At 65.1% G+C, this 12037-nt stretch carries 9 protein-coding genes; 4 read left to right on the top strand and 5 right to left on the bottom strand.

Annotation, left to right across the window (positions count from 1 at the left end; all coding sequences use genetic code 11):
* Positions 1-116 precede the first annotated feature (116 nt).
* The 4 genes from GE253_RS15025 to GE253_RS15010 form a co-directional block, all read right to left on the bottom strand.
* Positions 117-1304, bottom strand: coding sequence for an acetyl-CoA C-acyltransferase family protein (locus GE253_RS15025; RefSeq protein ID WP_211101476.1), 1188 nt, complete (start codon positions 1302-1304; stop codon positions 117-119).
* 120 nt (positions 1305-1424) lie between these two features.
* Positions 1425-2201 (bottom strand): enoyl-CoA hydratase, encoded by a 777-nt coding sequence (locus tag GE253_RS15020; protein ID WP_348770862.1) that lies wholly within the window; start codon positions 2199-2201, stop codon positions 1425-1427.
* Between the two features lie 28 nt (positions 2202-2229).
* Positions 2230-3369 (bottom strand): isobutyryl-CoA dehydrogenase, encoded by a 1140-nt coding sequence (locus tag GE253_RS15015; RefSeq protein WP_153204926.1) that lies wholly within the window; start codon positions 3367-3369, stop codon positions 2230-2232.
* 148 nt (positions 3370-3517) lie between these two features.
* The gene (locus GE253_RS15010; RefSeq protein WP_348770861.1) at positions 3518-5017 is read right to left on the bottom strand and encodes a CoA-acylating methylmalonate-semialdehyde dehydrogenase; all 1500 of its coding nucleotides are present in this window, start codon (positions 5015-5017) and stop codon (positions 3518-3520) included.
* 325 nt (positions 5018-5342) lie between these two features.
* Between GE253_RS15010 and GE253_RS15005 the strand changes: the two genes are divergently transcribed.
* From GE253_RS15005 to GE253_RS14990, 4 genes are all read left to right on the top strand, one after another.
* Complete coding sequence (locus GE253_RS15005; protein ID WP_173012656.1) at positions 5343-5948, top strand: helix-turn-helix transcriptional regulator; 606 nt, start codon at positions 5343-5345, stop codon at positions 5946-5948.
* An 86-nt stretch (positions 5949-6034) separates the two neighbouring features.
* Complete coding sequence (locus GE253_RS15000) at positions 6035-7414, top strand: aspartate aminotransferase family protein (protein WP_153204923.1); 1380 nt, start codon at positions 6035-6037, stop codon at positions 7412-7414.
* The gene (locus GE253_RS14995; protein ID WP_153204921.1) at positions 7411-8802 is read left to right on the top strand and encodes a glutamine synthetase family protein; all 1392 of its coding nucleotides are present in this window, start codon (positions 7411-7413) and stop codon (positions 8800-8802) included. The genes GE253_RS15000 and GE253_RS14995 overlap by 4 nt, the downstream gene beginning before the upstream one ends.
* Before the next feature lie 79 nt (positions 8803-8881).
* Positions 8882-10597, top strand: a complete 1716-nt coding sequence (locus GE253_RS14990) for a YjbH domain-containing protein (RefSeq protein WP_153204919.1) — start codon at positions 8882-8884, stop codon at positions 10595-10597.
* On the opposite strand, the gene GE253_RS14985 is transcribed toward GE253_RS14990, so the two are convergent.
* A complete protein-coding gene (locus GE253_RS14985; RefSeq protein WP_153204917.1) occupies positions 10578-12017 on the bottom strand; it encodes an efflux transporter outer membrane subunit in 1440 nt (479 codons plus the stop codon). The genes GE253_RS14990 and GE253_RS14985 overlap by 20 nt on opposite strands.
* Positions 12018-12037 lie beyond the last annotated feature (20 nt).

Genomic DNA, 12037 nt, shown 5'->3' with positions numbered 1-12037 from the left:
CATGATGACATAGCCAACCGCACCGTGGACAAAAAGAAAGGGCGGCCCCCGGATCGCGCCGGGGGCCGCCCTTGGATGGGGCTGGGTTGATGCGGCTTTTTATCAGGCCGGTGGCATTAAATCCGTTCCACCACCATGGCGATGCCCTGGCCACCGCCAATGCACATGGTGATCAGCCCATAGCGGCCGCCCGTGCGGGCCAGTTCATAGATCGTCTTCACGGTGATGATGGCCCCCGTCGCCCCCACCGGATGGCCCAGCGAAACACCGCTGCCATTGGGGTTCACCTTGGCCGGATCGAAGCCCAGCAGCTTGGACACTGCACAGGCCTGGGCGGCAAAAGCCTCATTGGCTTCAATCACATCAATATCTGCCAGTGACAGGCCGGCGCGTTGCAGGGCGATGGGCACGGCGTGGACCGGACCCAGCCCCATCACCTCCGGTTCCACCCCGGCATGACCCCAGCCCAGGATGCGGGCCATGGGCTTGATGCCACGGGCGGCAGCGGCATCGGCCGACATCAGCGTCACCGCCGCTGCCCCGTCATTGACGCCCGACGCATTGCCCGCCGTTACCGTGCCATCCTTCTTGAAGGCCGGCTTCAGCTTGGTGAAATCTTCCAGCTTGGCATCGGGGCGGACATGTTCATCGGTATCGAACAGGCGGCTTCCCCCGCGTGCCTTCACCTCCACCGGCAGGATTTGTTCCTTGAAGCGGCCTTCGGCGATGGCGCGGGCGGCGCGGGTATGGCTTTCCAGCGCCAGCGCATCCTGGGTGGCACGGTCGATGTCATGGCGTTCGGCCACATTTTCAGCCGTGACGCCCATATGGATCTTGTGGAACGGGTCGGTCAGCACCGTCACCATGGCATCGACAACGGCGGCATCACCCATGCGCTGGCCCCAGCGCACAGAGGGGATGACATGGGGCGACCGGCTCATACTTTCCGCCCCACCAGCCACGGCCACGTCGCATTCCCCCAGCCGGATCATCTGGGCGACAGAAATGATGGCCTGAATACCGGAACCGCAAAGCCGGTTCAGCGTCAGCGCCGGGGCTGCGGTGGGGATGCCGGCATTCACCGCCGCCACGCGCGCCATGTAGGCGTCCTGCGGGCCCGACGGGATCACCTGCCCCATCACCACATGCTGCACATCGGCCGGGGCCACCCCGGCGCGGCGCACCGCTTCGGCAATCACCAGGCTGCCCAATTCTGCCGGGGCCATATCCTTCAGGCTGCCACCAAAGCCCCCAATAGCGGTGCGGGTGCCAGAAACAATCACGACATCGTTCAGCGTGCTCATCCAAAATCCTCCCAGATTTTCATGTTTTATCTGTAACGATAAATTATGCCTCCGCTGCGATGCACGCAAGAAACTTTCGCATATGCAAAAAGGGCCGACCCAAGGGCCGGCCCTTTTTCATCAGCGGCCCTTGAAGGCGGGCGGGCGTTTTTCGGCAAAGGCGGCCATGCCTTCCTTCTGGTCTTCCAGGCCGAAGGTGCTGTGGAAGGTGCGGCGTTCGAACAGCAGCCCTTCGGTCAGGCTGCTTTCAAAGGCACGGTTCACACTCTCCTTCGCCATCATCGCCACCGGGCGGGACATGGTGGCGATCTTCTCCGCCACCTTCAGCACCTCCGCCATCAGGTCGGCCAGTGGCACCACGCGGGCGACAAGGCCGGACCGCTCCGCCTCCGCCGCATCCATCATGCGGCCGGTCAGGCACATTTCCATGGCCTTGGCCTTGCCGATGGCGCGGGTCAGGCGCTGGGTGCCACCGGCACCGGGGATGGTGCCGATGGTGATTTCCGGCTGGCCGAACTTGGCATTGTCTGCCGCAATGATGAAATCCGCCATCATCGCCAATTCACAGCCGCCGCCCAGGGCATAGCCGGCCACGGCGGCGATGGTGGGCTTGCGGCAGGTGGCCAGCCGGCCCCATTTCTTGGTGATGAAATCGTTCAGATAGGCGTCCATATGGCTGAAGCCGGCCATCTCCTTAATGTCGGCCCCGGCGGCGAACGCCTTTTCCGACCCGGTGACGACGATCACGCCGATGGCGGGGTCCGACTCCAGGCCATTCAGCGCCTGTTCCATCTCCGTCACCAGCGCATCGCAGAGCGCGTTCAGCGCCTTGGGACGGTTCAGCGTGACGATGCCGACGGCACCCTTGGTTTCAACCAGGATATTTTCGTAGCTCACGGTCATTTCCCCATTTTTAGGCGGGTGATCAGGGCTGCAACAGCCGCCGCGCGATGATCACCCGCATGATCTCGTTGGTACCTTCCAGGATCTGGTGGACACGTAGATCGCGCAGGATGCGTTCCACCGGATATTCCCGGATGTAACCATAGCCGCCATGAAGCTGCAGTGCATCATTGGCGATCTGGAAACCGGCATCTGTGGCAAAACGCTTGGCCATGGCGCACCAGGTCGTCGCCTCCGCATGGCCCGCATCCAGCGCCACGGCACCACGATGCACCATCAGCCGGGCTGCATCCAGTTCGGTGGCCATATCGGCCAACTTGAACTGCAACGCTTGGAACTCGTTCAGTTTTTTGCCAAACTGCTGGCGCAGGTCCATATGCGCCTTTGCCGCGTCCAGGCAGGCCCGCGCGCCACCCAGGGAGCAGGAGGCGATGTTGAGCCGCCCGCCATCCAGCCCCTTCATGGCGATCTTGAAGCCATCGCCTTCAGCCCCCAGCCGGTTGGCCACGGGTACGCGGCAATCCTCGAAAATCACCGGAGCGGTGGGCTGGCTGTTCCAGCCCATCTTGCGCTCCTTCTTGCCGAAGGACAGGCCGGGCGTGCCCTTTTCCACCACCAGACACGAAATCCCCTTCGGCCCCGGCCCGCCGGTGCGCACCATCACCACATAAATGTCAGAGGTGCCACCGCCGGAAATGAAGGCCTTGGACCCATTCAGCACATAATGATCGCCATCGCGTTCGGCACGGGTGCGCAATGAGGCGGCATCCGACCCCGCCCCCGGTTCGGTGAGGCAATAGCTGGCGAAATGGGCCATGCTGAACAGATCGGGCAGCCATTTCGCCCGCTGTTCCTCATTGCCGAACGTGTCGATCATCCAGGCCGCCATATTGTGGATGGACAGATAGGCGGCGGTGGAAGGACAGGCGGCGGACAACTCCTCGAACAAGATCGCCGCATCCAGGCGGCCCAGGCCGGTACCGCCAAACTGGTCACGGCAATAGAGCCCGGCAAAGCCCAGTTCCGCCGCCTTGCGCAACACCGCCACCGGGAAAATCTGGTTTTCGTCCCAGTCGGCAGCAAACGGGGCCATATGCTCGGCAGCGAATCCGCGCGCCAGATCCTGGATGGCGCGCTGGTCCTCGGTCAGATCGAAATCCATCTCGGTCGATCCTTGGCATAAGAAAACGGGCGGTGCTGTCTTTGGCCTTGATAAGGCCGAAGCTCAAGCACCGCCCCAGTGTGCGGCCCGCCCTGGGAGAGCGTGATAAGGCCGCGATTTCTGAGAAAAGCCGGAGCGGCTGGCCCCCTTACCCCATGGTGGGGATGACGAAGCTGGCCCCGTCGCGGATGCCCGATGGCCAGCGCGACGTTACCGTCTTGGTCTTGGTGTAGAAACGCACGCTATCCGGGCCATGCTGGTTCAGGTCACCGAAGCTGGAGCGCTTCCAGCCGCCGAACGTGTAATAGGCCAGCGGCACCGGGATCGGCACATTGATGCCGACCATGCCAACATCCACCCGGGCGGCGAAATCACGGGCCGTATCGCCGTCGCGGGTGAAGATGGCGACGCCATTGCCGTATTCATGATCGTTCGGCAGGGCCAAGGCAGCCTCATAATCGTCGGCGCGCACCACGGACAACACTGGCCCGAAGATTTCTTCCTTATAAATCCGCATGTCCGGCGTCACCCGGTCGAACAGCACGCCGCCCATGTAGAAGCCATTCTCATAGCCCTGCAGGGTCAGTTCGCGGCCATCCACCACCAGTTCGGCCCCTTCCTTAATGCCGATATCGACATAGGCCTTGATCTTGTCCAGATGCAGGCGGGTGACGACGGGGCCGAAATCCGCTGTCGGATCGGTGGAAGGGCCAACGCGTAGCGTGCGCACCCGGCTGGCCAGCCGGTCGACCAGCATATCCGCCGTCTTCTGGCCCACCGGCACCGCCACGGAAATGGCCATGCAGCGTTCACCAGCCGAGCCATAACCAGCCCCGATCAGCGCATCGACCACCTGATCCATATCGGCATCGGGCATGATCAGCGCATGATTCTTGGCCCCGCCGAACGCCTGCACCCGTTTGCCGTTGGCCGTGCCACGGGAATAGATGTATTCGCCAATCGGGGTGGAACCGACAAAGCCCACCGCCTTGATATCCGGGTGGTCAAGGATGGCGTCCACCACTTCCTTATCGCCATTCACCACATTCAAAATGCCCTTGGGCAAGCCAGCCTCGGCCATCAGTTCCGCCAGCAGCAGCGGCACAGAGGGATCACGCTCCGACGGCTTCAGGATGAAGGCATTGCCGCAGGCAATGGCGGGCGCGAATTTCCACATCGGGATCATGGCAGGAAAATTGAACGGCGTGATGCCGGCCACAACGCCCAGCGGCTGGCGCATCGAATACATGTCGATGCCGGGGCCTGCGCCTTCGGTGAATTCACCCTTCAACAGATGCGGAATGCCGATGGCAAATTCCACCACCTCCAGCCCGCGCTGGATATCGCCCTTGGCGTCCGGGATGGTCTTGCCATGTTCCAGGGCCAGTTTCAGGGCCAGCTTGTCGAAATCCCGGTTCAGCAGTTCCAGAAACTTCATCAGCACGCGGGCGCGCTTCTGTGGGTTGGTGGCAGCCCAGGCCGGCTGCGCCGCCTTGGCATTGGCCACGGCCTCGGCCAGTTCGGCCGCACTGGCCAGCGGCACCTCAGCCGAAATCTCGCCCGTCATGGGGGTGAAGACCGGTGCGTAACGGCCGGATTTACCCTCTACCCGCGCGCCACCGACAAAATGATACAGCTTATCGACCACAGGTTCCTCCCTCGCTTATTGAAAGAAAGGGTGGCACGGGATGCCGCGCACGGCAAGGTGAGAGCTACCCCAGCCGGATGTGCGAAAACGCCAATATCCACCACAAAGAGTCGGTGCCGAGCGAAAGACGCTGCCGTATTTTTCGCCATAAATATTGGAACAAATTCCCGAACGCCGTTTGTTGACCCCACACAAAGGTTCGACGACGAACCCATTTTAAATTTCGCTCAAAAGCGACCTAACCCTTTGGACTATGCCCTGCCTCTTCTCGCCCACCACCATTGATGTATGTTTCCAGCAGAGGCACGCAGGGGAGACGCAGCAAGTGCAACATCATGATGGGGTGCATCTCCGCACCATGCGGACATCGCGGGGGATGAGTCTGGCGACGCTGGCCAATTCCGCCGGGCTGTCGAAAAGCGAGATTTCAAAACTGGAAAACGGGGTTCGGCCGTTCCGACCCGACCATGTCATCCGGCTGGCGAAGATTTTCGGGGTGGGGCCGAGCGACATGCTCTCCCCCTCCAGCCCGCTGCGCAGCATGTTGGGCGACAGCAAGGCGGAAACAGAGCTGCCGCTTTATGACGGGCGTGATCTTGCCCGCGAAGGCAGCAACGCCACCGCTCGCAGCAAGACTGCCCGACCGGCGGCCCTGCGCAGCGTCGCCGGCGCCTATGCGGTAACGGTGGCTGATCTGAACAATGCCCCGGCCTTCGCCCCCGGTGCCGTGCTGCTGGTCAATCCGGAAGCCACCGCCAAGGTGGGCGATCTGGTGGTGAACCGGGTTTCCTGGTCACCGCTGGCCTTTTATCTGCGCCAGGATGATGATGGGGGACTTTATGGGTTGACCCTGTCACGCAAGCGGGTAGAACTGGCCATGGATGATGCGGAGAAGTTGCACCGCGTCGTTGGGATCTGGTTGGGTGATTAACACCTTACGCCGTCAGGCTACCGCTTGACGGCGCAACAGCCACCCAGCCACACTTCCGGGCGGAGCGGTCCGGGAGAAAATGCCAAATGGCGGTGGAATTGGGTGGGATTGATACGGCGCGCATCGAAGCCCTTATGGCTGTCGAGCGCGCCGTTTTCATTGATGCACATCCGCGTTCGGCGGCACGGGCAGGCCAGGGGCTGGAAGGCTTCTATCAGGGCGTTCCGATGCACTGGATGCGGGATTGGCCCATGCCCTTCCCGTTGCTGGTGGAAAGCGCCAGCGGTGCCAGCCTGACCGATATTGACAGCAATATCCTAGCCGATTTCTGCCTGGGCGATACCGGTTCCATGTTCGGCCATTCCCCGCCCGCCGTGGCGGCGGCCATCACCCGGCAGGCCAGCCGGGGCCTGACCTATATGCTGCCGACGGAAGATGCGGCGGCTGTGGGCCGGCTGCTGCAACAGCGATTCGGCCTGTCGCACTGGCAGGTGGCGGGCAGCGCCACCGATGCCAACCGCTTTGCCCTGCGCGTGGCCCGTGCCGCCACGGGGCGGCCGAAGATCCTGGTCTTCAATGGCTGCTATCACGGCACCGTGGATGAAACCTTCGTCCGGCTGGTCGATGGAAAGCCCGTCAACCGGCCCGGCCTGCTGGGGCAGGTAACCGACCTGACCGCCCACACAAAAGTGGTGGAGTTCAACGATCTGCCGACGCTGGAAGCCGCCCTGGCCGACCGTGACGTTGCCTGTGTCATCACCGAACCGGTGCTGACCAATTGCTGCATGGTGCTGCCGGACCCGGATTTCCATACGGCCTTGCGACGGCTGACGCGGCAGACCGGTACCCTGCTGCTGATTGATGAGACGCACACCATCTCCACCGGCCCCGCCGGCTATTGCGGGCGGTACGGGCTGGAACCTGATATTTTCGTGCTGGGCAAGCCGGTGGCCGGCGGGGTGCCGGCGGCGGTCTGGGGCTTTACCGATCAGGTGGCGGCCGATCTGGACCGGGCGCGGGCGAGCCTGCCGCCCGGCCATTCCGGCATGGGCACCACGCTTTCCGCCAATGCCCTGTCGCTGGCAGCCATGCGGGCCTGCCTGGAACAGGTGATGACGCCCGACGCCTATGCCCATATGGAGTCGTTGGCCGAACAACTGGCGCAGGGGCTGACGGGGGCTATTGATGCCACCGGACTGCCCTGGCATGTGGTGCGGGTCGGGGCCCGGGTGGAGTTCATCTGCGCCCCCGGCCCCTTGCGCAATGGCACAGAGGCCGACGCCGCCCATGCCGGCCCGCTGGAACAGGCCATCCATCTGGCCTTGCTGAACCGGGGCTGCCTGATCGCACCGTTCCACAATATGATGCTGATCTCGCCGGTGACGGAGGCCAGCCAGGTGGCCCGGCTGGTCAATGCCTTCACCGATGTGACCCGCCTGCTGACAGATAAAGGGGGGCCAGCATGATCCCCGCCAGCGCTGCGGATTGGGATGAGGCCCGGCATTTCCTGGCCCACCATCCGGAAATCGACGCCATCGACATTGTGCTGATCGATCCCAACGGCATCGGCCGGGGCAAGATCATCCGCCGGCACGAATTGGAAGGGCTCTACCGCCAGGGGCGGCATCTGCCCTCCTCCATCCTGGGCCTGGATGTGACCGGGGAGGATGTAGAGGAGACCGGGCTGGTCTGGTCGATGGGCGATGCCGACCTGCGGGCCTGGCCGGTGCCGGGCACGCTGGTGCCCCTGCCCTTCACCAGCCCGCCGCGCGCCCAGGTGCTGGTGAGCCTGCATGAGCTGGATGGCAGACCCTTTGCCGCCGACCCGCGCCACGCCCTGGCACGGCAAATCATCGCCCTGGCGGCGGAGGGACGGCACCCGGCCGGCGCGTTTGAACTGGAATTCTATCTGCTGGATGCCAATCCCGGTGCCGATGGCCGCCCGCATCCCGCCGCCATGGCGCTGGATGGGCGCCGCCATGGCCAGACCCAGGTTTACGGGCTGGATGATCTGGATGGGATGCAACCCTTCTTCGCCCAGGTCTATGCGGCGGCAGAGGCCCAGGGACTGCCGCTGGAAACGCTGATCGCCGAATATGCGCCCGGCCAGTATGAGCTGACACTGCATTACCAAACCGATCTGCTGCGCGCCGCTGACGATCTGGTGATGTTGAAACGGCTGGTGCGGGCCTTGGCCCGACGGCATGGCATGGTGGCCTGTTTCATGGCCAAGCCGTTCCAGGGGATGGCGGGTTCGGGGATGCATCTGCATGTATCGCTCGCCGATGGGGCCGGCAACAACCTGTTTGCCGAACCGGTTGGGGAACCGCCCCCCGGCTCGTTGCTGCGCCATGCCATTGGCGGGCTGGCCGCCACCATGGGCGACGGGATGCTGGTCTTCGCCCCCCATGCCAATAGCTGGCGGCGCTATGTCGCCAATCTCTATGCCCCAGTTTCACCCAGTTGGGGCTGCAACGACCGGTCGGTGGCGCTGCGGGTGCCGGCGGGCGATGTGGCTGCCCGGCGGGTGGAACATCGCCCGGCCGGGGTGGATGCCAATCCCTATCTGGTGGCGGCCACGGTGCTGGCCGGCATCCGCCACGGCATCGACCAGCAGATTGATCCAGGCCCGCCCGCTGAGCGCGAGGGATATAGCCGCCAGGGCCCGTTCGACACCACCATGCCGCGCGACTGGCACGGCGCCCTGATCCAGGCCGAGCAGTCAGCCTTTCTGAAATCGGCACTGGGGCCGGCACTGCACCGTTCCTTCTGCGCCATCAAACGGGCGGAGCTGGGGCGGGTGATGGCGGCGGTGACGGAGCTGGATTACCAGCTTTATCTGCATCAGGTGTGAAAAGCCTCTCGTGAATAGTTGTGTAATCCAGCTGGTACACACATAATCCGGCTTCGCTTTCGCAACTGCGTTCCCCATCTTGCGCCGCCAGCTGTTGCCATTGCTATCCATTCTGCTGGCGGCCGGGGCACAGGCGGCGGAAGGGCCCTTGCCGGGGGTTCACCCCTCCGCCTTCCTGCCGGCTGCCGGTTCCGCCTGGCTGGATGAGGTGCTGTGGCGGGGCGGTGGAGAGGCCCGGATCGGCCTGCAACCGGTCACGCCGCTGGCCGTCACCCTGCGTCAGCCGGCGGAAACCGCCGATGCGGTGGGTGATCTCGATCTGAGGCTCTGGCCGCAGGGCCGCCATCATCCGGCCCTGACCCTGGGGATGCGTGGTCTGGGGGAGAGCGCTGAAAGGCTGGACAGCGCCATGCTGGGGGTGGAGATGGCGGGCGTGCAGCTTTCCACCGGCCTCGGCTGGCGCGGTGGTGTCGCCGATCATCCCGGTGCCCCGATCGGGCTGGTCAATCTGCGTGTTCCCGTCCCCTTGCCCCTGGTAGAAGGAATGTGGCTGACAGCCAGCGGCGGCACGGGCGGTGCCGCTTGGCAACCACGCCTGACGGCCAGCGTCCGGCCGCAGCAGGGCTTGGAATTATCTGGCGGCTGGCAGCGGCGGCGGGGCCTGCTGCTGGGGCTGGCCCTGCGCCTGGATCTGACGGAGCGGGACCAGCCCTGGCCCTTCCGCGCCCGCCGACCGGATGGGCAAGCCATCACCGAAATCACCGCCACCATGCCGGCCGCCGCCACCATTGCCGCCGCCACCCTGATTGATCACCCGCCCGCCAGCATTGCCACCCATCGGCTAGGTTTGCCCGGCATGGCAGTGCAGATGACGCCCGGATCGCTGGAACGCGCCCGCCGCTGGGATGGCAGCGGGGCGGAAATCCGCCGCAGCGCCCGGTTCAGCCGCGCCCCCTACCCCTCCCATCTCCCCCAGCATTGGGAGATTGGGCTGGATGCCACGGCGGAGGTCGGGCCAGGGCCGGATGGCAGCCGCTGGTCCCAGCGCAGCAGCGCCGGTGCGGCGCTGACCCTGGTGCCGCTGGCCGGGCTGATCCTGCATGGCGGTGGCCGGTTCACCATGCAGGAACCTGCCTCCCGCCCGGCCCTGGCCGAGGATACGCGCGGCCGGGGTGCGCTGGCGGCCTTTATGGCGGAACCGCTGGCGCTGGAACGGGCGCAAGGCAATATCGTCGCCGCCCTCTCCCCCTCTTTGGACATGATGCTGGAAGCCGGCCATCTGGAGGAAATGTATAGCGGCGCGGGTGGTGAGTTGCGCTGGCAGCGCCCGCTGGATCGCTGGTCTGTGGGCCTGACCGCGCATCATCTGTGGCAGCGGCTGCCCGGTGGCATCGCCCTGTTGCGCGGATCGGACAAGACCAGCGGTCACCTGACCCTGGGCTGGGAAGAAGCGGAAGCCGATACGCGCCTGGAACTGGCGGTGGGCCGCTATCTGGCCGGCGACTGGGGCGGTACTGCCAGCCTGTCCCGCCGGTTCGGCACCGGGGCGCTGCTGGCAACCGAACTGACGGTGGATCGTGATGGCGGCAGCACGCTCGGCTTTTCCGTGACCCTGCCGCTGGGCAATCTGTGGAACCGGGTTGAGATCAACGCGACAGGGAAAATCCACCCCCTGGCCCGGTCACGCCGCGAACGGCTGGACCGGGCTTTTACCTTGGGCGATCTGCGCCATGCCGCCGGCTATGGCCGTCTGCTGCGGGACTGGGATCGCGCTTTCACCCGGCCGGTGGAGTAACCCCCGCCGTCGCCGGCCCCCAGCCGCCACCCAGCGCGCGATACAGCGCCACCGCCGCCTGCAATTCCGCCAGCCGCGTCTGGGTCAGGCTGTCCTGGGCGGAGAGCAGGGAGCGCTGGGCATCCAGCAGGGTCAGCAGATCAACCTGCCCTTCCCGATAGCGGGTTTCCGCCAGCCGGAAGACTTCGCGTGCCAGCCGAACCGATTCCTCCTGCAGCTTGCGCTGGGTTTCGGCATTGCGGGCGGCCCCGCGCGCCGTCTCCACATCGGAGAAGGCCGCCAGGATATTAGCGCGGTAGGTCTCGATCAGTTGCAACTTCTGCGCCTCGGCGATTTGCACGGCGGCGCGGCGGCTGCCGCCATCGAAGATCGACTGTACCAGCGACAGGCCCAGATTGGCCGCCGCCGTCGGTGCATTGACCAGACTGTTCAATCCGCTGCCAGACAGATTGCCCGACAGGTTGATATTGGCCGATGGGTACAGGGCTGCGCGGGCCGCCACGATATCCGCCCCGGCGCTGACCAATGCCAGGGCGGCGCCTTTCAGGTCGGGCCGACGCTCCAGCAGGTCTGCCGGCACCCCCACACCGGTGGATGGCAGGCCTAGCCCGCCAAGCCCACCAGCGGCCACCGCCATATCCTGCGGCTGCCGACCCAGCAGCACAGCCAGATTCAAGGTGGCATCCAGTTCCTGCTGTCGCAGCGACGGAATGGCCGCCCGCTGGGATACCAGCGACGCCTGCTGCTGGGCCAGATCCAGGGCGGTGGCGGCCCCGTTGCGGAAGCGGGATTCCACCACCGCCAGCACCCGTTGCGCCAAGGTCAGATTTTCTTCCGCATTGCGGGCGCGGTCCCGCAAGGCCAATACCTGGAAATAGGTATTGGCCACATCCGCCGTCACCGTCAGGGCGACGGTTTCCTGATCCAGCCGGCTGATTTCCGTGTTCACCTGCGCCGCCGTGGCGGCTGCCCGGTTCCGGCCCCAGAAATCCAGCTCATAGGAAGCAGACAGGCCCAGCCCGGCGCTGGTACGCCCCTGGGAAGGGGTGGTGCTGTCACCCCAGCCGCCACTCTGCTGCCGGCTGACATTGGCAGACGCCCCAAGGGAGGGCAGCAGGGCGGCACCGGCCTGCACCTCCCGCAACTGCGCCTGACGCAGCCGCAGGGCGGCGCGGGCCAGATCGGTATTGGCCTGTCTGGCTTCGGCCAGCAGGGCCAGCAGTTCCGGCGTATTGAAGCCCTGCCACCAGTCGGCCTGGGGCCAGACGGCGGCGCCATCATTGCCGGCCGACCATGTGGCCTGTGGCGTAACCGGCCGTACCACGGCCATGTCATCCGGATGGCCGGTACAGCCGCCCAGCAGGGCCACGCTGGACAGAAGGGCGATGGTCAGGGGCCGAAGTGGGCGGCGGGTGATCATGCGGGGAAAGTCCGGGATTT

It is taken from the genome of Niveispirillum sp. SYP-B3756 (assembly GCF_009495745.1).
GTDB lineage: Bacteria > Pseudomonadota > Alphaproteobacteria > Azospirillales > Azospirillaceae > Niveispirillum.
This window is presented reverse-complemented; position numbering and strand designations above follow the sequence as displayed.

Bases quoted from the DNA above. Each gene is read 5' to 3' on its own strand.
- GE253_RS15025 (WP_211101476.1), bottom strand. From the start codon at position 1,304: ATGAGCACGCTGAACGATGTCGTGATTGTTTCTGGCACCCGCACCGCT.
- GE253_RS15015 (WP_153204926.1), bottom strand. From the start codon at position 3,369: ATGGATTTCGATCTGACCGAGGACCAGCGCGCCATCCAGGATCTGGCG.
- GE253_RS15000 (WP_153204923.1), top strand. From the start codon at position 6,035: ATGGCGGTGGAATTGGGTGGGATTGATACGGCGCGCATCGAAGCCCTT.
- GE253_RS14995 (WP_153204921.1), top strand. From the start codon at position 7,411: ATGATCCCCGCCAGCGCTGCGGATTGGGATGAGGCCCGGCATTTCCTG.
- GE253_RS14985 (WP_153204917.1), bottom strand. From the start codon at position 12,017: ATGATCACCCGCCGCCCACTTCGGCCCCTGACCATCGCCCTTCTGTCC.